Below are 23,418 nucleotides of genomic sequence, written 5' to 3' on the forward strand. Positions count from 1 at the left end.
GTATGTATTCCTTGGCCTCAGTCGTCTCCAGACGGAACGGGGACGTTGAGAATTTGTCCGGGATAGATATCCTGCGTATCTGATAAATGGTTCGTTTCCATAATATCGCTGACGACGTAGCGAATATCCGTTTCGTCGTTCGTACTGCGAGAAGCGATTTCCCACACGGTATCGCCTTTCTCCACGCGAACCGGCGTATATTCTGTTTCTCCGCGATATACCCAGCCCAGCTGAGTGCTGGCGATGGCCAGCAGTCCGAGAAGCAATATATAGCCAAACAGGCGCTGTCTAATATTCTTTTTCTTTTTCATATGGCGTCACTCCTATGCATGCAAAAACAAATGTTTTTACAAACGTTCGTTCGTCGATGGTTATATTATATCGCCAAACAGTTGTTCTTGTCAAGATAATTATGGAACAATCGTTCTAAATCATTCTGTTGAAACGGGCTTGAACAAACGTTTGAATTACGGTATAATATAGACAAACTACTCTGGAGTGATGAAACCATGCTGATGAATGATAAAATGCTGACGACGCGTCAAAAACAAATTTTGGAATATATTCGGGAATGCGTGCATAAATTTGGCTATCCCCCGTCGGTACGGGAAATCTGCAAGGAAGTCGGATTGAGTTCTACGTCTACGGTCCACGGGTATTTAAACCGCTTGGAAGAACAGGGCTTTATTCGCCGCGACCCTTCCAAGAACCGGACGATCGAGCTTCTCGACGAAGGCTCCTGGCGTTCTAAAAAGATCATCCCCCTGCCGCTCGTAGGCCAGGTTCGGGCCGGCGCGCCGGTTTTGGCAGAAGAATGCGTAGAAGACGTATATCCCTTTTCCGCAGAATTTATCGGCAGCGACGAAGATTGCTTCTTATTGACGGTAAAGGGCGACAGCATGAAAAACGCCGGCATTTTTGAAGGCGATATTCTTGTCGTACGCCAGCAGCACACGGCAGAAAACGGCGAAATCGTCGTAGCCCTTTTGGACGATGAAGCTACGGTCAAGCGGTATTTCCGCGAAGCCGACGCCATTCGCCTGCAGCCGGAAAACGACGACTATGCGCCAATTTATACGCAGAACTGCACGATTTTGGGAAAAGTAACGGGCTTATTCCGTAAATACTAGGGAAGGCGTTTTTTTCCTGATTACATACTCACTTTTAATATCCTAAAAAATTACATCCCCGCTTTACAGCAGAAATCTTCTGTCGTAAAGCGGGGATGTATTTTGTCCTGATATTCTTATTTTTTGCTGCGGACCATCGACGGAAGTATTCCGACGATGCAGAGAATCGTAAAAATGATAAAGGCGAGTTGAATATTATCGGTCAGCATAGCTTCTCCGCCCTCCCCGGTCCGCGACATGACCAGCGTAACGATGGCCACGCTGAGGACCTGGCCGACGAGCCGTACCGTGCCGATCATAGAAGAGGCCATACCGACGTATTCTTTCGGAACCGATTCCATGATAGCGTTGTTGTTGGGCGCGGTGAACAGGGAAAAACCGATGCCGATGATAATCAGGCAGGCCAGCAGAACCCACACGGACTGCAAGGGCACGTCATAAGCCAAGAATGCCAGCCCGACGGCAATGCAGCCCATGCCGGCCGAAGACAACAAGGCGGCCGATACATGGTCGGACAGCGAACCCGTGACCGGCGACAGGACGGCCATCAGTATGGGCTGAAGTAGCAGTACCAATCCGGCGTCGCGGGACGTAAAGCCCAAAATACGCTGCAGATACATGGACAGCAGAAAGCTGATAGCAAAGGTCGCACTGTAGTTCAGCATCGCCGCAAAGGATGAACAGGAAAAGGTCCTGTTGCGGAGAAACAGCTGTATGGGTATGATGGGATTGGTCTGCCTTTTTTCCCAGCAGAGAAACAGGGCGAACAGCGCCATGCCGCCTAACAGGACGTATTTGGCATATCCTAAATTCAGGATTTCCGACAGGCCGAACATCATAAGAACCAAGGCGATGGAATAGGCAATCGCTCCTGCCGTATCGAATTTTCCCTTGGCGTCGGCAATCCACTCCTCTTTCATGAAGGCTATCGTCGAAAGGACGGCGACGGCGCAGAAAAAGGCGATAAAGTAGAAAATGCTCTTCCAGCCGCAGTAGTAATTCAGGAAGCCGCCGATGACTGGCCCCAGGGACAAGCCGCAGTATACGGCGCTGACCGTAAAGCCCATGGCTTTTCCACGACGCTCCGGCGGATAGACCAGCGTGATGATAGCGAAGCTCGTAGCGAAGATACAAGCGCTGCCTATGCCCTGCAGCACGCGCAGGGCGATGAGGCCGTAAATGGACGAAATAAGGGAAACGCCTAAGGATGATATCATGAAGATAGATGCGCCCCAGAGAAATACGCGCCGCTTGCCGAACTTATCGGCTAGCTTGCCGATCGGCATGATGCATATCGTCGAGGCGATGAGAAATACTTCGATAACCCATCCCAAGTGGGATTCTGTTACCTTATACGTCAGGCCGATATCCGGCAGGGCTAAATTCAAGGCGCTGCTCGTAAAGGGATTGATAAAAGAAACAATCATGACAATTGCTAAAATGCGGTTTTCATATGAAAGATGAGGAACCATATGCTATCATCGATCCTTTGCTGTCGTTTTTTTTTATTATAGCATAGGTTTGCCGCAACGCGTAAGTTTTTATCCCCTGCACAGAGACATATACGGTTCCTGCCGGCTGATTTTATCTAGCTGCTGCATCTGAAACGGCTTATATATCCCCTGTAATCCGGTTGTACTGCCGCTGATGGCTACCTGAACCATGTCCTGCAGGACGACAGCTCGCCGTACAACGCTATGACTCCACTGCCTCTCCTGCAGCTGCGCCGCCAGGTAATGCCGGGCTGCCTCGTATTCCTTGCGGATGATGAGCCAGCGAGCCTGCGATAAAAAGTGAAACTCGGCGGAAAAACCGACGAGCGGATGGTATTGCTCCCATGCGGCGTAAAACTGGTCTTCCCGGCGATGACGCTGATAAAAGGTCAGCAATGCCGTATACATGTGCTGAAAGCCGGGGACCCGTTGCTGAGCCCGGCGTCGGGCTGCGTCTATTTCACAGGCATAGCTGTAATAACGTTCTGCCAGGCGACGGGCGCTTTCTTTGTTATGGCAGAGGGAAAATTGGCCGGCGCAGTCGAACAGCTTACCTAAGAGGTAGTATATATCCCACGATTTCTCGTAGGCCTGCTTGGCCTGTATGACGGCGGCCATGTCTTCGATATGGCGCGGCAAGCCTTCTATTTCCAGCACCCGTTCCAAGCAGTCATAGATGCGGCGAAGCCGGGCCAGATGGCCGCCGCGGCTGCCGTATACGCTGCTCGGTACGGAAAATACGAGCATCAGCTCTTCCAGTACGAAGGAGTTAAGGGAAAACGATTCCAGGCCGCAGCGGGACAAGCCGTAGCAGGCGCGGCAGTACAGCCCTTTATCGGCTGGGCCCCATTTTTCCAGCAAGGATACCGTTTCGTCATACACCCTATAGGCTTGCTCCTTTTGCCGGCAGAGAGCGGCAAAATCGCCTTGTCCTTGTCCATCTTTGGCGTTTCTGTATAATATCTGCGCATAGCGGTACAGCTGCTCCGGCTGCCGCCCCTTTTCCAGCAAGAGTTCCAACGTATCCCTAGCCTTCTGAAAGCACTCTTGTTTGTCATAGGGCAAGGCGCCGAAAGGCCGGCTCGTAAATCGTACCATATAATCCCGATAGTATAACGAGGCCAATCCTTGGAGCGCGCATCTGTCATCCCGACGGGCCGGATCTGCCAATACGGCGCAGTAGGCCTGTTCTGCCAGCTGAAGCAGACGTTTCTCTCCGCTTTCTTTACGCAGCTGCTCCGCCAGCTGCAAGCACTCATTCCAGCGCTTCTGCCGGATGTGCTGCATCAGCTGTTGTTCCTGCCGTTCTATCTTGTTCATGCTTGTCGCCTCCTTGTCGATGAAAGGTTATTCTTATCTATAGTATGACGAATAATGATTAAACTTTGACAAGAAAGGCATTAAAGTTATATTAAATTGGATTGGCCTTATCATTTTGCATTTGTCAAGAGGCAACAGAAAAGAGACGATATGCGGTAGTATCCGTTTATCGTCTCTTAGTATGTACAGGTATTACATATTGTTAGCGCGGAGTTCGTTTAAAATAGCTTGCACGCGGGCGGCGCTGTCGGCGATGGCGGCGACTTCTTCATGGCCCGTACGGCGCACCTTAATTTCTACGGTCTGATCGGCGGCGCTCTTCTTGCCTACGGTGATGCGGACGGGATATCCAATAAGGTCGGCGTCGTTGAATTTTACGCCGGCCCGTTCGTTCCTGTCGTCAAAGAGGACGTCGACGCCCATGCCTTTCAGCTGCGTATACAGCCCTTCGGCAATCTTCATCTGTTCTTCGTCCTTGCTGCTGACGGGTACGACGACGACTTCGTACGGCGCGATGGCTACGGGCCACATGATGCCCTTGTCGTCGTGGAACTGTTCGATAGCCGCGGCAATCGTCCGGGTTACGCCGATGCCGTAGCAGCCCATGACATAGGGCTTGGCCTTGCCGTTCTGGTCGAGGAAAGTCGCATTCAGGGCTTCGGAGTATTTCGTGCCCAGTTCAAATACCTGGCCGACTTCAATGCCCCGGACGATGTCGATAGGCGCGCCGCAGTGCGGGCAGACGTCGTCTTTAGTCATGAGGCGGATCGTAGCAACCGTGACGTTTTGGAAATCCCGTTTGGGATTGACGTTCTTATAATGATAGCCGTGCTTATTAGCGCCGGTCACGCCGTTCGGTACATTCATTGCCGTCGGGTCTACGATGACATAAAAGCTTTCATTATCCGGCGTATCTGCGCCCATGGGGCTCATATAGCCGGGCTGGAGGCCGTGAGCCTTCAGTTCTTCGTCTGTCGCCGGTTCAATCGTATTGCCGCCGACAAGATTCTGTACGGCTACGTCGTTTACTTCATGGTCGCCGCGAACCATGCAGAGGACCGTTTTTCCGTCTACGTCGAAGGCTACGGCTTTAATCGTCTTTTCTACGGGAATTTGCAGGAAGTTGGCCAGATCTTCGATGGTCGAGCAGTTCGGCGTTTCGATGAGCTCTACGTCGGCTGCGTCTTCAGCTGCCATGTCCAGCGTATTGGGGACGGCCTTTTCAATATCGGCGGCATACTGGCACTTCGAGCAGGAGACGACTTCGGCTTCGCCGGCTGCGGCCAGGGCCATGAATTCATGGGTGTGGCTACCGCCAATCTGGCCGCTGTCTGCTTCTACAGGCTTGAAATTCAAGCCGCAGCGCGTAAATACACGGTCGTAAGCGTCATACATAATCTGATAGGTCTTATGGAGGCCTTCTTCGTCAACATCGAAAGAATAGGCATCCTTCATGACGAATTCGCGGCTGCGCATGAGGCCGAAGCGGGGACGGATTTCGTCGCGGTATTTGTTCTGCATCTGCCAGAGGATCAGGGGCATCTGCTTGTACGAACGCAGCTCGTTGCGGAGAAGCGTCGTAATCAGTTCTTCATGAGTCGGCCCGAGGCAGTAGCCGTTGTCGTGGCGGTCCTGCAGCTTAAACATTTCCGGCCCGTAAGCGCTCCACCGGCCCGATTCATGCCAGATTTCGGCAGGCTGCATGATGGGCATCATGATTTCCTGGGCGCCGGTAGCGTCCATTTCTTCGCGGACGATCTGTTCTACCTTCAGCGTCACGCGGCGGCCCAAGGGCAGGAAGCTGTACAAGCCGCTGCCGTTTTTCCGCAGCATGCCCGCTTTCAGCATATATTGATGGCTGGCAATCTCAGCGTCTGCCGGAATCTCCCGCAGCGTAGGACTATATAATTTTGATGCTAACATAGACTTAAGACTCCTTTGTAATAGATTTATGTATTTCTTCCAGCAAAGCCGGTACGAGCTGATTTTCAGGCACGCTCTTCAACACCTTGCCGTGGGAAAAGACGATGCCCATTCCCTTGCCGCCGGCGATGCCGAAATCGGCTTCCCGCGCTTCGCCGGGACCGTTGACGACGCAGCCCATGACGGCGACCTTAATCGGCGCTGTGATACCGGATAAGGCTTCCTGTACTTCCTGAGCCAGGCCGATTAAATCGACTTGCGTACGGCCGCAGGTCGGGCAAGAAATCAGCGTCGGTCCGAAGGTCCTGAGGCCCAGGGCTGTGAGAATCGTCTGCCCGGCCGCGATTTCTTCCGCCGGATCGCCCGTCAGTGACACGCGGATCGTATCGCCGATGCCGTTGTACAAGAGATGGCCGATGCCGATGGCCGACTTAATGCTGCCCTCACGGACCAGGCCGGCTTCCGTCACGCCTAAATGCAGGGCGTAAGGAACCTTTTCGGCCAAGGCCGTGTAGGCTTCGATCATCAGCGGTACGTCGGACGCCTTCAGGGAAATGACCATATTGCGGTAATCCAGCCGTTCCAGGATACGGATATGGCGCAAGGCCCCTTCCACCATGGCTTCGGCCGTAGGATGGCCGCCGTTCGCTTCCAGCAGGTCTTCCGGCAGCGAGCCGGCGTTGATGCCGATACGGATGGGAATCTGGCGCGAACGCACCTTTTCCACCACCTTTACGACGTTTTCATCGGCGCCGATATTGCCGGGATTGATGCGCAGGGCATGGACGCCGCTGTCTACGGCCTCCAAAGCCAGCCGATAGTCAAAGTGGATATCGGCGACGATCGGCACGGGAGACGCGGCGGTTACGGCCTTCAAGCCCTTAGCGGCAGCCATATCGGGAACGGCAAACCGCACGATTTCCGCGCCGTAAGAGGCCAGACGGCGCACGTCGGCGACGGCCCGCTCCTCATCGGCAGGAGTAATCGTCGACATCGTCTGTACCGAAATGGGAGCCTCGCCCCCTATCGTAAGATTCCCGACAGTTACGGGAAGTGAATGTCTTCGTTTCATAGTAATCCGGCCTTTCTAAAAACGGCTGATGTCCTGGAACATGGCGAATAAGAACAGCGCTCCCAGAATTACCATGCCTGTCGCCTGGATGTACTGCAGCGCCTTTTTAGGCATGCGCCGGCCAGAAATTCCTTCTAAAATCAGCAGGATAATATATCCGCCGTCTAACAGCGGAATGGGCAGCAGATTTAAAATGCCCAGGTTGATGCTCAGGAAGGCCGTAAAGACGAGAAGGTTTACAAAGCCTACGGACGCTACCTGCCCAGCCAGCTGGGCTACGCCGATGGGTCCGGCCAGGTCAGCCTTCGTTTCGCCGGTAATCATTTCATAGATGCCGACGAGCATGAGCTGGCAAAGCTGCCCCGTCCGCTGAACGGCCATGCCGGCCGATTCAAAAAATCCATGGGACTGCTTCGTTATGACCGGCATGATGCCGAGGGTAGCGCGCTGCGACTGGCTGTCTACCTGAGGGATCATGTCCAGGCTCAGCTCCTTGCCGTCCCGTTCGACGACGACGGTGACGACGGCTCGGCTGTGTTCGGCTACGGCCTGAGAAATATCGCTCCACTGCGTAATAGCCGTGCCGCCGATAGATACGATGCGGTCGCCCTCCTGCATGTCAGCCTGGCTGGCTGCGGAGTTTTCAATGACCGAGCCGACGACGGCCTGAGGCGATACGGTCATCGTGCCTACGGCAAAGGTAACGCCCCACAAGATGAGAATCGCCAGCAGAAAGTTCATGATGCCGCCGGCGGCAATGACCAGCAGCCGGGACGGAACGGGCTTATTCAAAAACGACCGTTCGTTCAGCGGCTCGTCTTCGGTCATGCCGGCGATGCGGTTAAATCCGCCCAAGGGCACGGCCCGCAGGGAATACAGCGTCGAACCATAGGTGCAGCTGTAAATCTTGGGGCCAAAGCCGATGGCAAATTCGTCGACCTGCATGCCCGTTAATTTTGCTGTAATGAAATGTCCAAATTCATGGACAAATACGATGAGACTGAATACAAATACAGTCGCTGCAATGGTAATACCCAATGTCCCAACACCTTTCTACAGTAAAGACGCCGCGCAGCGACGGGCCCAGGCGTCGGCGCTGCGAATCGCGTCTAAGGAAACGTCGCGGCATACCGTATGGCGTTCCATGACGGTGCGTACGACGTCAAATATGCGTGTAAAAGAAATTTCCCGCCGCAAAAAGGCGTATACGGCGACTTCGTTCGCCCCGTTCAGCACGCAGGGCATCGTGCCTCCCGCCTTCCCTGCTTCATAGGCCAGGGGCAGGGAGGGAAATTTTTCAGGATCCGGCGCGAAGAATTCCAGGCTGCCCAACGTTTTCCAGTCAATAGCCTTAGCTCCGCGCACGGGATAGCGCTGCGGATAGGTAAAGGCATATTGAATCGGCAGCCTCATATCGGGCATTCCCAGCTGAGCCAGGACGGAGCCGTCCGTAAATTGTATCATCGAGTGGATGATGCTCTGGGGCTGGACGACGACTTCGATGCGGTCGTAGGGCATATCGAACAGCCAGTGCGCTTCGATGACTTCCAGGCCCTTATTGAACATCGTCGCCGAGTCAATCGTAATCTTGCCGCCCATATTCCACGTCGGATGCTTGAGGCACTGCTCTACCGTAATGGACGGGAATTCTTCCAATGGCCGGTGAAAATGGGGGCCGCCTGAGGCCGTAATCAGCAGCTTGTCGACTTCACTGCCGCTGCGTCCTTCCAGACATTGGAAAATCGCTCCATGCTCGCTGTCGACAGGCAGGATGCGGACGCCGCGGCGCGCAGCCTCGGCCATGACCAGCTCGCCTGCCGCCACGAGGGTTTCCTTGTTGGCCAGGGCAATATCCAGCCCCTTCTCGATGGCATGGAGCGTCGGCTCAATGCCGGCAGCCCCGACTAAGGACGTCAGCACCATATCGGCTTCGCATTCGTCAATGAGCTTGAGCAGACCTTCAGGCCCGGAGAAAACCGTGCACCTTTCGCCTACTTCCTGCCGCAGCTTTTCGGCTGCCGGCTCGTCGGTCATGCAGGCAAAGGCTGCGCCGTGGGCCTGAATCTGGCGAGCTGCCAGCTCCCAGTTCGAATGAGCGGCAACGGCGGCGAGGGTAAACAGCTGCGGATGAGCTTCAATGACGTCGACGGCCTGGGTGCCGATCGACCCCGTACTGCCGAGGATGATAATTTTCTTCAATGCAGGGCCTCCTCTCAGGCGATGAGCATGAGATATACATATACGGCCGGAGCGGCGAACAGCAGGCTGTCAAAGCGATCCAGCACGCCGCCGTGCCCCGGAATCAGCGTCCCCGAATCCTTTACCTGGCAGACTCGTTTCAGTATCGATTCTACCAAGTCGCCGAGAGGAGCCGCCACGGCGACGATGATGCCGATAGCTAAGGCGTGGATGAGGGAAAACTGGAAAATAAGCGAAAAGACGAGGGCTGTGACAACGGTGCCGATAAAGCCTCCCAAGGCCCCTTCCTGCGTTTTGCCGGGGCTGATGGACGGGCACAATTTATTTTTCCCCTTAACTTTTCCTACGGCAAAGGCAAAGGTATCGCTGGCCCACGTGGAAAAAATCAGGAGAAACATGAAAAAGCGCGCCGGCTCCAGCATGACGGACGAAAAAGCGTCGGTCATATACGATGCAATCTGCCCGTTTCGCAGCGCCAGCATAGCTAAAAAGCCTCCGCTTACGTACAGCAGGCCGTACAGCGTATAGGCGCTGTCTACAGGCTTTATCTTCCCATGAAACAGGACGGTCTGCAGCAGCAGCCACAGCATGGCGGCTACGGCCAGCAGCATCATCACCTTTACGCTGCCGAACCAATAGGCGGCAAAAAAGCAGACGATCCATCCCGCTCCCATCCGTTCCGACAGATTCGCGCCCAGTTTGCGGACTAAATTACAATACTCATGCCATCCCAAAATAGCCAGCAGGATTATCATGAAAAAAAACAGCCAGTCCCCTTCATAGATAATCCCTATCGTCAGGGCGCCGCCTATGACGCCGGTTATAATTCGTTTTGCCAACATATGTTTCGTTTACCTACCTTATTTCAAACCGCCAAAGCGGCGTTCTCTGCCCTGAAAGGCGAGAATCGCCTCTATGAGCGTCTCTTTTGTAAAATCAGGCCAGCACAAATCGGTATACCAGAATTCGGCGTAAGCCATCTGCCACAACAGGAAATTGCTGACCCGTTTGTCCGCGCCGGGCCGGATGAGCAGGTCCACGTCGTTTTCCGGCGCCGTATACAAATACGAAGCCAGGGAGTCTTCCGTAATATCCTCCGGCTCCAGACGGCCGGCCTTGACGTCGGACGCCAGCTTCTGCATGGCCTGGGTCAGTTCCAGGCGGCCGCCGTAATTGACGGCGACGTTTAAAATCAATCCCGTGTTTCCGGCCATGTTCCGTTCCGCTTCGTCAAAGGCCTGGCGGAGCGACGGGGAAAGGCGGCTCAAATCGCCGATAAAGTGCAGGCGCACATTATGCTCGTTCAGTTCCAGAAGGTTTTTGCTCAGGTACTCCTTCATGAGCTTCATAATATAGGAAACTTCCTCGTCAGGCCGTTTCCAGTTTTCCGTCGAAAAGGCGTATACCGTCAGCACCTTGATTCCTAATTCCCCGGCGGCGGCGACAATTTTCTTCAGCGTGTCCGCGCCGGCCCTGTGGCCGTAGCTGCGCGGCATGCTCCGCCGTTTAGCCCAGCGGCCGTTGCCGTCCATGATGATGGCGACGTGGCGGGGAATGTTGTTCGTATCGAGCAGTTCTATTCCTGTATGCCGTTCTTCCTTCTTCTTTTTTCCTAAAAAGTTAATCATTCTTGCACTTCTCCACCTTGCAGCATGCGAGTTACGCTTTCGCTTTTCTTCAAATTCGCGTTTACCAGAAGATATACGACGCTGTCCCGCTCGCGGGCCCGGACGACGTAGGGATCTTCTTCATCGCGGGGAAAAAAGCGGCTTCGCGCCGTCGTGCGCTCTACTTCATACGGCACGTTTTTTTCCTGTAATACAGATATGGCATACCGTAACGGCATGCCAATAAAATTTCGTATATCCATTATACTTCCATGACTTCTTTTTCTTTTTTCGCTTTGATTTCGTCGATCAGCTTGATCTTCTTGTCCGTCAGCTTCTGGATATTTTCCTGGGCTTCCTTGCTGTCGTCTTCCGTGATTTCCTTCTTCTTTTCCATCTTCTTGATGGCGTCGTTCGCGTCACGGCGGATATTGCGGATGACGACCTTAGAGTCTTCGGCGTCCTTGCTGACCTTCTTGCTTAATTCTTTACGGCGTTCTTCCGTCAGCTGGGGGATTTCCAGGCGGATCATCGTGCCGTCGTTGTTCGGGTTTAAGCCCAGATCGGATTTCAAAATAGCCCGTTCGATGTCGCCGAGCATTTTCCGTTCCCAGGGAACAATCGTAATGAGGCGCGGTTCCGGGGCGGATACGTTTGCAACCTGCTTGACCGGCGTAGGCGTACCATAGTAATCAACGCTGATACGGTCCAGGAGCGTCGTACTGGCCCGGCCAGTGCGAATCGAAGCCAAATCGCGCTTCAATGCTTCTATGGTCTTATCCATCTTTTCTTCGTTCTGCGTTAATAAGGTCTTTACGTCCATACTATTCACTTCCTTAATCGTAATAATGGTATATATGTATATAATACAGCTTTTAGCCTTCTTTGTCGACTAATGTCCCCAAATCTTTTCCGCTGGCGGCGGCGATGATATTGCCTTCGACGTCGATGTTGAATACGACGATGGGAATGTTATTGTTCATGCACAGCGTCGTAGCCGTCGCGTCCATGACTTTGAGCTCTTTATTGATGACATCCATGTAGGACAAGCGGCGGAACATCTTCGCGTCGGGATTGAGCTTCGGGTCGCTGTCGTATACGCCGTCTACTCCGTTCTTTGCCATGAGGATTGCGTCGGCTTCGATTTCTGCAGCCCGCAGTGCCGCCGTCGTATCCGTAGAGAAATAGGGATTGCCCGTACCAGCGCCGAAGATGACGACGCGGCCCTTTTCCATGTGGCGGATCGCCCGGCGGCGGATGTACGGTTCTGCAACCTGCTGCATGTTGATAGCCGTCTGTACGCGCGTCGCAACGCCGTTCTTTTCCATAGCGTCCTGCAGCGCCAGGGCGTTCATGACCGTTGCCAGCATGCCCATGTAGTCAGCTGATACGCGGTCCATGCCTTTTGCGCTGCCCGACAGGCCGCGCCAGATATTACCGCCACCTACGACGATAGCTACCTGAATGCCCAGCTTATTTACTTCTACGACTTGCTTGGCAATCGTTTCGACCGTTTCCGGGTCGATGCCGTATCCCTGGGCTCCCGCCAACGCTTCGCCGCTCAATTTCAATACAATGCGATTATATTTTTTCGTTTCCATACCAAGGCCTCCTGCTCCCGGCGCTGCCGCGCCGTATAAAGTCACATTAGAAAATAAGAGAACACGAAAATGGTGTTCTCTTATATGCAATCTTATTTAGCTTGTGCCATAACTTCGGAAACGAAATCGTCGTTGCGCTTCTGGAGGCCTTCGCCCAATTCGTAGCGGGTGTAACGGCGGATGTCGATTTTTTCACCGATTTTAGCGATATTTTCAGTAATAACCTGCTGAATCGTCTTGTCGGAATCTTTGATGAATTCCTGGTCGAGCAAGCAGTTTTCTTTGTAGAATTTTTCGATACGGCCGACGATCATCTTTTCGACGATTTTTTCCGGTTTGCCTTCGTTCAGAGCCTGCTGGCGGAGAACTTCTTTTTCATGTTCGAGAACGTCTTCCGGAACGTCTTCTCTCTTGAGGTATGCCGGGTTAGCTGCGGCAATCTGCATTGCAATGTCTTTGCAGAGGTCTTTGAAGTTGTCCGTCTGGGCTACGAAGTCCGTTTCGCAGTTGATTTCTACGAGAACGCCGATGCGGCCGTTGCCGTGGATATAGGAGTAAACCAAGCCTTCAGCTGCGATGCGGTCTGCTTTTTTAGCAGCGGCTGCCAAGCCTTTTTCGCGAAGGAAGTCGATTGCTTTTTCCATATCTCCATCCGTAGCTGCGAGCGCTTTTTTGCAGTCCATCATGCCAGCGCCAGTTTTTGTTCTTAAATCTTTTACCATGCTTGCTGTAATAGCCATCTTAGATATTCCTCCTAAACATAATATACAGTTTGAATAAAGGTAAGGAATGAAGCACTCCTTACCTTTATATAATGAGCCATGTAGTTCTCAAAGGGCCGATGTCTTAGTTTTCTTCAGCGACAGCTTCCGTTTCAACGGCTGCTTCTTCAGCGGCGCCTTCTTCAACCTGTTCGCCCTGGTTGCCTTCCAAAACGGCGTCGGCGATTTTGCCGGTCAGCAGTTTTACGGCGCGGATAGCGTCGTCGTTTGCCGGAATCGGGTAGTCGATGAGGTCGGGATCGCAGTTCGTGTCAACCGTAGCGATGATGGGGATGTTCAATTTGCGGGCTTCCGATACGGCGATTTCTTCTTTTTTCGGGTCGATAACGAAGAGAGCGTCCGGAAGTTTCTTCATGTCTTTGATGCCGCCGAGGTATTTCTGGAGTTTTTCCATTTCGTGTTTCAAAATGGTAACTTCCTTCTTCGGCAATACGTCGAACGTGCCGTCTTCAGCCTGTTTTTCCAGCGTCTTCAAGCGTTTTACGCGTTTTTCAATCGTCTGGAAGTTGGTCAGCATGCCGCCGAGCCAGCGTTCGTTTACATAGAACTGATTGCAGCGTTCGGCTTCGTTTTTAATGGATTCCTGAGCCTGTTTTTTCGTGCCGACGAAAAGGATCTTGCCGCCTTCAGCAGCCAGGTCGCGTACGAAATTGTAAGCTTCGTCCATTTTCTTTACGGTTTTCTGCAAGTCGATGATGTAGATGCCGTTGCGTTCCGTGAAGATGAAACGAGCCATTTTAGGGTTCCAGCGGCGAGTCTGGTGACCGAAGTGAACGCCTGCTTCCAATAATTGTTTCATAGATACTACTGCCATAATTGTTACTCCTCCTGTTGTTCCTCCGCCCGGTCATCGCCTGCCGTCACTGCCGAGCAGCACAGCTGCAGGCTCACCAAGCGTGCGTATTTTTAAGCATAGTACTTAAACCTTTGCTATTATATCACATTGTCTTCGACTGCACAAGCCGTTTTTACGCAAAAAAAGCCGCTCCTGCATGTACTGCCCGGAGCGGCTCCGCCTCTATTCCAAAATATATACCGGCACGGTGCGCCGTCCGAAGACCATGCAGGAATTGTAATCTTCCATGCACAAGTCGATGCGGTTTCCTAAAATATCTCCGCCCGTATCTTCGGCAATGGCTACGCCGTATCCCGGGATATACACCCGCGTTCCCAGCGGAATGACGTTGGGGTCTACGGCGACGACGCCGTAACGGGCGACGGTACCCATCTTGGTAATGCCCGCGCCGTTGCCGTCCGACGGCAGGTACGCTGTCGCTTCCATCGTAAAGACTTCCTTATACTTGGACACGTCGCCCGTATTGAGCGTTACGGTCTCCTGCGTGCCTACGCGGCGGATCAGGGGCTGCATTTCCGTCACCAGCGTCGTAGAGACGACTTCCTTCCCGACGACCTGGCCGTCGAGGCTGATGATATGAACGGTGACCTTCTTGCGGCCGTTCATCCCTTCCTGGACGATTTCTTCCTGACCCTGGCTCAGATTTTCATCAGGGATGCTTTCAATGGCAAAGGGAACGACTTCGTCTTCCGTGATGGCCTTGCGGGAAATATTCCCAATGCGTATCGTCATATCAGGAACGACCGGCGCGGACGTATCGCCGTAGGGACGATAATTCTCCGCGTCGTATCCATATTGTTCGGCTACTTCCTGTACGGTCTTTTTGGCGGACATAACAGTTTGTTGTTTACCCTTATGTTCCAATATGACGGGAACGGCCCGGCGAACCGTAACGGCAGTTCCTTCTAATAATTCGGATGTGGACATTTCAATTTCATCATATGACCCGAGCGCAATATTATTTTCGCGCATCAGCGCGTCAGCATTGACGGCGTGCGTATAGACAGAACGAGTCGCGCCGTCGGTCTGGATTGTGACGGATTTTCCTTTGTCAATAAATCCAGCTAAGGAAACTATGATTAATAAAGCGACTAAGGTTGCATACATGCGAGTAATGGGCCCTTGATATCGTTTGTTCATCAAATCCCTCCTAACTGGAAATCATTCTATCAAAGGCCTGTTACCCTGTCAATTTTTATCAGTTAACAATAACAGCAAAAATGAGGTAAATATCATATCTTCAGCACGATTGTCAACATTAAAGGGCCTGCGAAAAGGCTGTTTATACTGCGTGATAAGGGCGATTTTGAGAGAGCTTTACATGGTTTCCCACATTAAAGTAAAATTTTTTCAAAAAAGTATATTTTTGTGGTGAAAAAATCCTGTTTTTCTTGCAAAATATATCCTGTCCCCCACTTTCCTCATATGCCGTCCCTTTTATATTGGTTTTCTGCTCCATGAAAGCGCAAAAAACGTCCCCTCCGCAGGGAGGGGACGTCGAAGGCACGGCGCTTAACGGCGCTTGCTTTTCTTATGCTTTTTGTGTTTTTCTTCTGCTTCATGCTGGAGCATCATCTGGGCGTGAATCGGCGCTGCATCGGTCGGCCGTTCGTCGGCAATGTAGCGATACGTGCCGTCGGAATTCATGGCGTAGGCTTTTACATTGTCGTTGAAATACAGCGACAGGATTCCCTTGATGCGTTCCTTATGGGGACCGTATTCGACGGGAATCATCAGTTCCACCCGTTCGTTCAGGTTGCGGGGCATCCAGTCGGCCGACGAAATGAATACGTCTTCTTCCCCGTTATTGTAGAAGTAGAATAAACGGCTGTGTTCGAGGAACCGGCCGACGACGCTGTGCACTTCGATGTTTTCGCTGATTCCCGGCAGTCCCGGCCGCAGGACGCAGATCCCGCGGACGATGAGATGGATTTTAACGCCGGCAGCCGACGCTTCGTACAATTTAGCGATGACCTCCTTGTCAAGGAGGGAATTCATCTTGGCGACGATGAAGGCTTTCTTGCCCTTTTTAGCCCAGGCCGTTTCCTGTTCTATCTTTTCATAAATCCGTTCGCGCAGATTCAGCGGCGCGACGGCCAGCTTGTTCCACTGCGGCGGGTCAGAATATCCCGACAGGAGATTGAAAAAGGCTGAGGCGTCGACGCCGATGAGCGTATTGGCCGTCAGGATGCCTACGTCCGTGTAAATGCGGGCCGTCTTGCCGTTGTAGTTGCCCGTCGCCAAATGGACGTAACGGCGGATGCCTTCTTCTTCTCGGCGGACTACCAGGGTGATTTTCGAATGGGTCTTTAATCCCATGATGCCGTAAATAACGTGGCAGCCGGCCTTTTCCAGCTTGCGGGCCATGAAGATGTTGTTTTCTTCGTCAAACCGGGCCTTAACTTCCATGAGGACCGTGACCTGTTTGCCGTTTTCTGCAGCTTCCGCCAATGCGGCGATGATGGGAGAGCGGCTGCTGACGCGGTACAGGGTCTGCTTGATAGCCAGCACATCCGGGTCTGTAGCAGCTAATTTGATAAAGTTCTCTACAGTATCAAAGGTTTCGTACGGATGATGTACCATAATATCCTGCTTAGCAATGGCCGTCCACATATCAGGTGCGCCAAGTTCTTCCAATTCATACGACGGCTGAGGCGACGCGGCAGGATAACGGAGATGATCATACCCCTCGATTCCCGTAAAGGAGAAAAATACCTTGCAGTCCAGGGGGCCGGGTATCATATACAAGTCCTTGTCTTCCAGCTGCAGCTCGCCGCGCAGGAATTCCCGGACCATACGGCTCGCCGACTGGGCCAGTTCCAAGCGGACGGCTGCGCCCTTGCGGCGTTTTTTCAGGGATTTTTCCACTTCTACGAGCAAATCTTCCGCTTCGTCGTCAATATCTAGGTCGGCGTCGCGGGTTATGCGGAACGGCACGGCTTCGAGGATATCGCAGCCCAGGAAGAAACGGTTGGCATAGGCGCCGAGGATGTCCTCCAGAAAGAGGAACTGCTTCGCGTCGCCGGCAGCTACGGGCACCTTGATGATGCGGGGAATGATCGGCGACGGCACGGGCAAAATGGCCGTCTTTACCGACGTATCGCCCTGTTTCTTGCGCAGCAGGACGGCCAGATTCAGATTCAGGCTGGCGAGGAAGGGAAAGGGATGGCTCGAGTCGACGGCCATAGGCGTGACGACGGGGTAAATTTCCCGCTCGAAATAGCTGTCCAGCCAGATGCGCTGCTCTTCATTCAGCTCGTCGACGCTGACAAAATGAAGGCCTTCCTGCTGCAGCTTGTCCTGAATGACCGAATAATATTCGTACTGCTGGTCCACCAGCGTGTGTACCATAGACTGGATGGCTTCAAACTGCTCTTGCGGCGTCATGCCGGCAATGTCGATATGCTTAACGCCGCTTTCGATGAGGTGTTTGACGCCGGCCACGCGGATCATAAAGAATTCGTCCAGATTTGACGCGGCAATAGCTACGAAATTCAGCTGTTCCAGCAAGGGATTGGACGGCACGATGGCTTCCCGCAGAACCCGTTCGTTAAACTTGATCCACGTACATTCCCGGTTTAAATAATTTTCTGGTTCTGTATACTTCAAAATAGTCACTTATCCTTTCAGTAATTTAGGCGAAATGCCGAAGACTTCGGCGAAATTGACGGCCGTCTTCATGAACGTCCACCGTTCCAGGGAAATATCCAAATCGGAATGGTAGCGGACGATGAGTTCGTTGCCGACCAATTCGGCCTGTATGCGCTTTATCTTTCCTAAATGGCTCTTGTCGAGGGAGTCGGCCAGGCTGAAAATCGCCGCGAGCTTGGCCGCCGTAATCTTCTGCTCCGGCGACAGGACGTCGTACATGTCCGACGAATCCTGTATCACGCCGCCGTCGGCGTAATAGGCAATGTTGGCCAGCACTTCCTTTTCTTCGTCTGTAATGCCGAATAAGTCCGTTTCCATAATAAGGTGATACGTGCAGAGATTGTGCTTGCGGATATTGACGTATTTGCCCGTTTCATGAAGGATCGACGCCAGCTGTAGCAAGTAGCCGCACGAGAATTTCAAGCCGATTTCCTTATACACGGCGTTGAACAAAATACCGCAGAACTCGCCTACGCAGGCGGCATGTTCCGGCGCGTACCAATACTTGCCGGCAATGCGGCGCGTCAAGTTGAGCAGCAGCCCCCGCTGATGGGCTACGTAGGAATTATCGGTCTGCTCGGCTACGTAATGCATGGAATAGCCCTCCGTAAAGGTCGTGCTCATCATGACCAGCAGGTCGACGTCGATGATGCGCAGGAGCTCGTAATACAGGAGCAGCGTCGGCATGATGACGTTGGCCAGATTTTCCGAAAGCTTGCAGCGCTGCATGAGCTTAAAGGGCGTAATGCCGTGGAAGGAATTGACGAACTGGCGCAGCTCGTCGGCCTTGATGAGGCGGACGCCGTTCGTTTCTTCCTTATGCATGAGCTTGCCGATGAGCGTTGCCGCCCGGCCCGACAGGACGATGTATTTAATATCGTGATGGCGCACGCTGGCCCACAGGGGGGACAAGGCGCCGTAGATGTATTCGCGGGCTGCCGTCGGAAAGGTCAGCTCTTCCCGCTGCTTAGGCGTGAAGTTTTCCAAAATGCGCAGCGAGCCGATGTGGACGTTTTGCTGAAACAGGAGCTCGTCCGATTTCCAGCAGGTCAGCCCTACGCCGCCGGACGTAATATCCAGCAGGAGGACGGCCTTGTCGGCAAAGTTGAATTTCCCCTTCAGCACGTGATAATACAAGCCGAAGAATTTATAGTAAATTTCCTTGGCCATGCGCACGACAGTGACGCGGAAGCCCGTGCGGAAATAGATTTGATCGATGACGTTGAGCAGGTTGTCGGCTTCGCGGATAGCTGTCGTCGATAAGACGCGCACGTCTGTGACGTCGTAGTCCCGCAGGAGCTGCTTGAATTTATTTAAAATCGTGCAGATTTCGTTGAGAGACTGGAAGCTGACGTGATGGCGCGTAAAGACTTCCCCGCCGTACTGGACTTCCCGCGATACATTTTCAATGACCTCCATATCGTCCAGGGACGAATACGCGATGATTTTCAAGGTCATATTGACCGTGCCGATATGTATGATGCCAAATTGCCGCTTGGCCTGATATTCCATAGTAGTTCCTCGCCTTCCTTGCTGATGACGCGAAGACTCTCTCCCCGCCGTCTCTTCATATATTATACATGAAATACCGGCGATGGTGGCGATCTTTTTGTATAATTTGTGTAAAAAATGAAAAAAGCTTGTATAATAGGCGGCTCTGCAAAAAATACGGAAGAATCCTCCCCATTTTCTTTAGTCATACGAATTATTTCCATTTCGTTTTAACGGCAAATTTTGCAAAATCGTTTCATCGTCTCGGCAAGATGTAGTATAATAACAGAAGATTATGGATTACAAAGAAAAGAGGTATACAATGGAAAAATTAGCCATCATCGACATGGGCTCCAACTCCATCCGGTTTGTCGTCCTCCAGATAAACGACAACAAATCGTATTCCTTCCTGTATCAGGAAAAAGAATCCATACGCCTCGGGCAAGGCCTTACCCAGACGGGCGAACTGAGCGACGCCGGCATGGAACGGGCCATGAAATGCTTAAAGGTATATAAGCACATTATGGAGGTTATGGAAATCCAAAACTGCATCGCCGTCGCCACCGCCGCCGTGCGCAACGCCTCGAACGGCGACGAGTTTCTGAAGCGGATTTACGCGGAAACGGGCGTAGCCATGACCGTCATTACAGGTGAACGGGAAGCCTATCTCGGCTATTTGGGCGTCATCAACACCATCGCCATGAAGGACTTTCTCCTGTTCGACCTGGGCGGCGCCAGCGTCGAGCTGACTCTGGTACAAGAAGGCGAACCAGTTCATTCCGTTTCCATCCCCATCGGCGCCGTAACGGTTACGGAAAAATTCAATCTCCAGGGCAACGTAGATGCAATCGCCCTGCAGGACTGCCTGAAATTCGTACGGAAAAAGCTCCTCGCTGCCGACTGGATTAAAAATCTGCGTCTCCCCCTCGTCGGCATCGGCGGCACGGCCCGTACTTTTGCCAAGATGGATCAGCGGACAACAAATTACGAGCTGACGAAGGTGCATAATTATATCTTACCGGCAGACCACTTCGACGCCCTGTATACGGAAATTACGACGCGGACCAGCGCCAACCGCAAGAAGATCCCCGGCCTGTCGAGCGAACGGGCCGACCTCATCGTCGCCGGCGCCGCCGTCATTAAGACCCTGTTCGATACGGCAGGCAGCCCGGAACTGGTCGTCAGTGGCTGCGGCCTGCGTGAAGGGCTGTTCTTTGAATACTATACCTCTTACTTCCACCTGCCTGCGCCTCGCTTCGACGATATCCTGAAATTCAGCATCCGCAACTTCGTCGGCACCCTAGGCGGCATCGTCAACGAATCCCACTGCCAGCAGGTCACCCATACGGCAGGCCTTCTCTTCGACCAGCTGAAAGACCTGCACGGCTACGGCGAGCGGGAACGGCTGTACCTCACGACGGCGGCCCAGCTTCACGACGTAGGCAAAATCATCAATTTCTACGATCACGCCCGCCATTCGGCCTTCATGATCGGCCACGCGCCCCTGTACGGCCTGACGCAGCGCGAGCAGCTCATCGTCAGCTTCATCGCCGGCTTCCACCACGGCATCAGCCGCAAGACCCTGCGGGCCTACCGCTACGCCAACATGGTCACGGCAGAAGACTGGGCGATGGTCCGCAAGCTCTCCACCTTCCTGGCCTTGGCCGAAGCATCGGACATTACGTACGAGCAAGTCGTCCAGGATATTCACGTCACCACTGCGGAAAACGTCGCCGTCGCCGTCATTACGACGGCTCCCGGCGTAGCCTACAACGCGGCGGACTACGAAATGAACCAGCTGACCAAGCAATTCAAAAAGGAATTCGGCATCTCCCTGCTCCTCGTCTGGAAGTGAGCCTGTAAGGAGGCCATGTAATAGTATAAAGAAAGACACTTTCCAACGACATGTCAGAAAGTGTCTTTTTTTATGTCTGTATATCAGATAGTTTCAGGTTAGCGGATCGATACGTCTTCTCCGGCGAGGATTTTCTTCATCGTCCGGGCCGGGCACATTTTGCCGCACATCGTGCAGGTGCCTTCGCATTCGGGCTTGCTCGATTCATAGTAGCGGCGAGCCTTTTCCGGGTCGATGGACAAGGAAATCATCGTTTCAAAATCTACTTCCACGCGGGCCTTGCTCATAGCGTCGTCCCATTCCTGCGCGCCGGGGATGCCCTTGGCCAGGTCGGCGGCGTGCGCAGCGATGCGGGCGGCGATGATGCCTTCCTTAACGTCGTTTACGTCGGGCAGGCGAAGGTGTTCGGCCGGCGTAACATAGCACAGGAAGTCGGCTCCGGATGCGCCGGCAATGGCCCCGCCGATAGCGCTTGTAATGTGGTCGTAGCCCGGAGCGATATCCGTGACGATGGGGCCCAATACGTAGAAGGGCGCGCCGTGGCACAGGCGTTTTTCAATCTTCATGTTGGCGGCGATTTCCGTCAGGACCATGTGGCCCGGGCCTTCGATCATGACCTGGACGTTGTGTTCCCAAGCCCGTTTCGTCAATTCGCCGAGGGTAATGAGTTCTTCGATCTGGGCTGCGTCCGTCGCGTCGTGGGTGCAGCCGGGACGGCAGGCGTCGCCCAAGCTCAGGGTAACGTCGTATTTTTCGCAGATGTCGAGGAGGCGATCATAATATTCATAGAAGGGATTTTCCTGATTGTTCATTTCCATCCAGGCAAACAGCAGCGAGCCGCCGCGGGATACGATATTGGTCAGGCGGGGGTTCTTCTTGATACGTTCAGCCGTCTTGCGGTTCATGCCGCAGTGGATGGTCATGAAGTCTACGCCGTCTTCTGCGTGCTGTTCGACGACGGAGAAGAATTCATCTACAGTAATATCCTTCAAGTCTTTTTCCAGCATGCCGACGGCGTCATACATGGGAACGGTACCGATCATAGCCGTAGACATATCGACGAGCTTGCGGCGGAATTCGCGGGTCTTGCCGAAGTTGCTCAAGTCCATGATGGCTTCAGCCTTCATGTTGATGGCGTTCTGCACCTTCTGCAGTTCCAATTCATGGTCGTTATGTTCCGGCGATACGCCGAGGTTGACGTTGATTTTCGTGCGGCAGTCCTGGCCGACGGCTTCCGGCGAAAGGCTGGTGTGAAGCTTATTGGCCGGGATAGCGACCTTGCCTTCAGCTACGAGCTTCATGAGCTTTTCCATCGGCATTTTTTCTTTTTCCGCAACGATTTTCATCTGCGGCGTAACGATGCCTTTGCGGGCTGCGTCCATCTGAGTTGTGTAAGTCATAAAACGTACCTCCTGCTAATGAGTTTAACCTAAATATAGAAAGAAATGATAGAAACAGGTAAATAAAAAAGCTCACCTCCGCAGGTGAGCTTTATAATCCCGTAAAGCTTCCCTACGTCGGCATTATCCGAATCAGGTACATGAGGGACAAGCGCGAATCCAAACGCTTTCTCAGCCTTGCGGCGCCCCTAGCTTTTTTAGTTATCTTGTCTTATTATAATATACTTGCGCAGGGAATGCAAATATAAATTGCCATACGACAGTGTCAAGTTGTTGTGGGTATATATTTGACAGAAACATCTTGGCATGTAAATCCGGCCTTTTAGTATCTAATGTATATGGTGATATCCACTGTTTTGGATATCTTTCATCCATCTTCCGTGTAATGCGCCTTCGCTCCCCGGCATACGGCAGCTGTGCTCTGCATCATACACGCAGTACGGCAGCCGCCGGCGTCGGCATTGCCTCGTCAATTCCTGTTCATTCAGGTCTAGTACTGTATCGGAGTGTTTCTTCGTCAGGCAATCTAAGGCATAGCGCCACACGTCGCCACCGTTTTCTGCCAGCGTCCGCAATCGGGCAATCCGTTCCGCCCCGTCTTTGCTCCAGCCCATTCCACGTGAGCTCAGCCGGGCCGACAGGATATGGCTGACATGCCCTTCCGTACTGCTGGCGAATGTCTCCCGGTTCTGCAGCCAGTCCCGAATCCCTTCCCAATGGTTCAGGATATATTGCTGACCTCTTCGAATCGCCTTTCTCCGATACGGACGGTGCCGTATCTTCTGTTCAGCTTCCCAGCAGAATTGCTCCCGGTCATTGGCCAGCAAGGCGTCATACAGAGGTTGGATCGTTTCCGTCCCCGCTATCTGCCGCAAGTATTTGACAACATGAAATCCGTCCGTGACGCAGCGGCTCTTTTCCAAGTACGCCGTCGCGCTCTGTATCCACGCCGCCCCGTCTCCCAGAATCGTAATCTCTGGACTGTCGTATACGGTTTGGATATATTCCTTGATTTCCTTCCAAGGCATCCCATATCCC

21 protein-coding genes and 1 riboswitch are annotated in these 23,418 nt (G+C 53.0%); of the genes, 2 read left to right on the forward strand and 19 right to left on the reverse strand.

What is annotated here, in order from left to right:
* Nucleotides 1-17: 17 nt before the first annotated feature.
* The gene (locus tag B5F80_RS03470; protein WP_087477424.1) at nucleotides 18-311 is read right to left on the reverse strand and encodes a LysM peptidoglycan-binding domain-containing protein; all 294 of its coding nucleotides are present in this window, start codon (nucleotides 309-311) and stop codon (nucleotides 18-20) included.
* A gap of 198 nt (nucleotides 312-509) precedes the next feature.
* Between B5F80_RS03470 and lexA the strand changes: the two genes are divergently transcribed.
* The gene (gene lexA / locus B5F80_RS03475; RefSeq protein ID WP_087477425.1) at nucleotides 510-1,130 is read left to right on the forward strand and encodes a transcriptional repressor LexA; all 621 of its coding nucleotides are present in this window, start codon (nucleotides 510-512) and stop codon (nucleotides 1,128-1,130) included.
* 116 nt (nucleotides 1,131-1,246) lie between these two features.
* Here lexA and B5F80_RS03480 read toward each other — a convergent pair whose 3' ends face one another.
* The 16 genes from B5F80_RS03480 to B5F80_RS03555 form a co-directional block, all read right to left on the reverse strand.
* A complete protein-coding gene (locus B5F80_RS03480) occupies nucleotides 1,247-2,557 on the reverse strand; it encodes an MFS transporter (RefSeq protein ID WP_239386295.1) in 1,311 nt (436 codons plus the stop codon).
* A 114-nt stretch (nucleotides 2,558-2,671) separates the two neighbouring features.
* Nucleotides 2,672-3,943, reverse strand: coding sequence for a hypothetical protein (locus tag B5F80_RS03485; RefSeq protein WP_087477427.1), 1,272 nt, complete (start codon nucleotides 3,941-3,943; stop codon nucleotides 2,672-2,674).
* Between the two features lie 192 nt (nucleotides 3,944-4,135).
* The gene (locus B5F80_RS03490; protein ID WP_087477428.1) at nucleotides 4,136-5,866 is read right to left on the reverse strand and encodes a proline--tRNA ligase; all 1,731 of its coding nucleotides are present in this window, start codon (nucleotides 5,864-5,866) and stop codon (nucleotides 4,136-4,138) included.
* A gap of 4 nt (nucleotides 5,867-5,870) precedes the next feature.
* Entirely contained in the window at nucleotides 5,871-6,938 is a 1,068-nt protein-coding gene (ispG, locus tag B5F80_RS03495; RefSeq protein WP_087477429.1) for a flavodoxin-dependent (E)-4-hydroxy-3-methylbut-2-enyl-diphosphate synthase, read from the reverse strand.
* Nucleotides 6,939-6,953: 15 nt separating this feature from the next.
* Complete coding sequence (gene rseP, locus B5F80_RS03500) at nucleotides 6,954-7,976, reverse strand: RIP metalloprotease RseP (RefSeq protein ID WP_087477430.1); 1,023 nt, start codon at nucleotides 7,974-7,976, stop codon at nucleotides 6,954-6,956.
* Between the two features lie 15 nt (nucleotides 7,977-7,991).
* Nucleotides 7,992-9,137 carry a 1-deoxy-D-xylulose-5-phosphate reductoisomerase gene (locus B5F80_RS03505; RefSeq protein WP_087477431.1) on the reverse strand — a complete coding sequence of 382 codons (1,146 nt, stop codon included), beginning with the start codon at nucleotides 9,135-9,137 and terminating at the stop codon, nucleotides 7,992-7,994.
* A gap of 14 nt (nucleotides 9,138-9,151) precedes the next feature.
* Nucleotides 9,152-9,979, reverse strand: a complete 828-nt coding sequence (locus B5F80_RS03510; protein WP_087477432.1) for a phosphatidate cytidylyltransferase — start codon at nucleotides 9,977-9,979, stop codon at nucleotides 9,152-9,154.
* A gap of 18 nt (nucleotides 9,980-9,997) precedes the next feature.
* A complete protein-coding gene (locus B5F80_RS03515; RefSeq protein WP_087477433.1) occupies nucleotides 9,998-10,765 on the reverse strand; it encodes an isoprenyl transferase in 768 nt (255 codons plus the stop codon).
* Nucleotides 10,762-10,941 (reverse strand): hypothetical protein, encoded by a 180-nt coding sequence (locus B5F80_RS03520; protein ID WP_239386296.1) that lies wholly within the window; start codon nucleotides 10,939-10,941, stop codon nucleotides 10,762-10,764. Before B5F80_RS03520 ends, B5F80_RS03515 begins: the two co-directional genes overlap by 4 nt.
* Before the next feature lie 65 nt (nucleotides 10,942-11,006).
* Nucleotides 11,007-11,567, reverse strand: coding sequence for a ribosome recycling factor (gene frr / locus B5F80_RS03525; protein WP_087477435.1), 561 nt, complete (start codon nucleotides 11,565-11,567; stop codon nucleotides 11,007-11,009).
* Nucleotides 11,568-11,619: 52 nt separating this feature from the next.
* Nucleotides 11,620-12,345 carry a UMP kinase gene (gene pyrH / locus B5F80_RS03530; RefSeq protein ID WP_087477436.1) on the reverse strand — a complete coding sequence of 242 codons (726 nt, stop codon included), beginning with the start codon at nucleotides 12,343-12,345 and terminating at the stop codon, nucleotides 11,620-11,622.
* A gap of 92 nt (nucleotides 12,346-12,437) precedes the next feature.
* A complete protein-coding gene (gene tsf / locus B5F80_RS03535) occupies nucleotides 12,438-13,085 on the reverse strand; it encodes a translation elongation factor Ts (protein WP_087477437.1) in 648 nt (215 codons plus the stop codon).
* A 106-nt stretch (nucleotides 13,086-13,191) separates the two neighbouring features.
* Entirely contained in the window at nucleotides 13,192-13,941 is a 750-nt protein-coding gene (gene rpsB, locus B5F80_RS03540) for a 30S ribosomal protein S2 (protein WP_087477438.1), read from the reverse strand.
* 204 nt (nucleotides 13,942-14,145) lie between these two features.
* On the reverse strand, nucleotides 14,146-15,123 hold the full coding sequence (locus B5F80_RS03545; RefSeq protein ID WP_087477439.1) for a 3D domain-containing protein: 978 nt from the start codon (nucleotides 15,121-15,123) through the stop codon (nucleotides 14,146-14,148).
* Between the two features lie 372 nt (nucleotides 15,124-15,495).
* Nucleotides 15,496-17,595, reverse strand: coding sequence for a polyphosphate kinase 1 (gene ppk1, locus B5F80_RS03550; RefSeq protein WP_087477452.1), 2,100 nt, complete (start codon nucleotides 17,593-17,595; stop codon nucleotides 15,496-15,498).
* A gap of 6 nt (nucleotides 17,596-17,601) precedes the next feature.
* Nucleotides 17,602-19,146 carry a hypothetical protein gene (locus B5F80_RS03555; protein ID WP_087477440.1) on the reverse strand — a complete coding sequence of 515 codons (1,545 nt, stop codon included), beginning with the start codon at nucleotides 19,144-19,146 and terminating at the stop codon, nucleotides 17,602-17,604.
* Nucleotides 19,147-19,447: 301 nt separating this feature from the next.
* On the opposite strand from B5F80_RS03555, the gene B5F80_RS03560 reads away from it, so the two are divergent.
* Nucleotides 19,448-20,980 (forward strand): Ppx/GppA phosphatase family protein, encoded by a 1,533-nt coding sequence (locus B5F80_RS03560; protein WP_087477441.1) that lies wholly within the window; start codon nucleotides 19,448-19,450, stop codon nucleotides 20,978-20,980.
* A 98-nt stretch (nucleotides 20,981-21,078) separates the two neighbouring features.
* On the opposite strand, the gene thiC is transcribed toward B5F80_RS03560, so the two are convergent.
* Nucleotides 21,079-22,380, reverse strand: coding sequence for a phosphomethylpyrimidine synthase ThiC (gene thiC, locus B5F80_RS03565; protein WP_087477442.1), 1,302 nt, complete (start codon nucleotides 22,378-22,380; stop codon nucleotides 21,079-21,081).
* A gap of 92 nt (nucleotides 22,381-22,472) precedes the next feature.
* A riboswitch (TPP riboswitch) is annotated at nucleotides 22,473-22,580 on the reverse strand.
* Between the two features lie 129 nt (nucleotides 22,581-22,709).
* Nucleotides 22,710-23,418: UPF0236 family protein (locus B5F80_RS03570; protein WP_204246334.1), on the reverse strand; the 709-nt coding region annotated here is incomplete at its 5' end.

The organism is Megasphaera sp. An286 (assembly GCF_002163455.1).
In the GTDB taxonomy this organism is placed as follows: Bacteria; Bacillota; Negativicutes; order Veillonellales; family Megasphaeraceae; genus Megasphaera; species Megasphaera stantonii.

Bases quoted from the DNA above. Each gene is read 5' to 3' on its own strand.
- lexA (WP_087477425.1), top strand. From the start codon at position 510: ATGCTGATGAATGATAAAATGCTGACGACGCGTCAAAAACAAATTTTG.
- ispG (WP_087477429.1), bottom strand. From the start codon at position 6,938: ATGAAACGAAGACATTCACTTCCCGTAACTGTCGGGAATCTTACGATA.
- rpsB (WP_087477438.1), bottom strand. From the start codon at position 13,941: ATGGCAGTAGTATCTATGAAACAATTATTGGAAGCAGGCGTTCACTTC.
- B5F80_RS03545 (WP_087477439.1), bottom strand. From the start codon at position 15,123: ATGAACAAACGATATCAAGGGCCCATTACTCGCATGTATGCAACCTTA.
- B5F80_RS03485 (WP_087477427.1), bottom strand. From the start codon at position 3,943: ATGAACAAGATAGAACGGCAGGAACAACAGCTGATGCAGCACATCCGG.
- tsf (WP_087477437.1), bottom strand. From the start codon at position 13,085: ATGGCTATTACAGCAAGCATGGTAAAAGATTTAAGAACAAAAACTGGC.
- B5F80_RS03555 (WP_087477440.1), bottom strand. From the start codon at position 19,146: ATGGAATATCAGGCCAAGCGGCAATTTGGCATCATACATATCGGCACG.
- B5F80_RS03560 (WP_087477441.1), top strand. From the start codon at position 19,448: ATGGAAAAATTAGCCATCATCGACATGGGCTCCAACTCCATCCGGTTT.
- B5F80_RS03490 (WP_087477428.1), bottom strand. From the start codon at position 5,866: ATGTTAGCATCAAAATTATATAGTCCTACGCTGCGGGAGATTCCGGCA.
- thiC (WP_087477442.1), bottom strand. From the start codon at position 22,380: ATGACTTACACAACTCAGATGGACGCAGCCCGCAAAGGCATCGTTACG.
- frr (WP_087477435.1), bottom strand. From the start codon at position 11,567: ATGGACGTAAAGACCTTATTAACGCAGAACGAAGAAAAGATGGATAAG.
- B5F80_RS03470 (WP_087477424.1), bottom strand. From the start codon at position 311: ATGAAAAAGAAAAAGAATATTAGACAGCGCCTGTTTGGCTATATATTG.
- B5F80_RS03515 (WP_087477433.1), bottom strand. From the start codon at position 10,765: ATGATTAACTTTTTAGGAAAAAAGAAGAAGGAAGAACGGCATACAGGA.
- B5F80_RS03510 (WP_087477432.1), bottom strand. From the start codon at position 9,979: ATGTTGGCAAAACGAATTATAACCGGCGTCATAGGCGGCGCCCTGACG.
- B5F80_RS03480 (WP_239386295.1), bottom strand. From the start codon at position 2,557: ATGATTGTTTCTTTTATCAATCCCTTTACGAGCAGCGCCTTGAATTTA.
- pyrH (WP_087477436.1), bottom strand. From the start codon at position 12,345: ATGGAAACGAAAAAATATAATCGCATTGTATTGAAATTGAGCGGCGAA.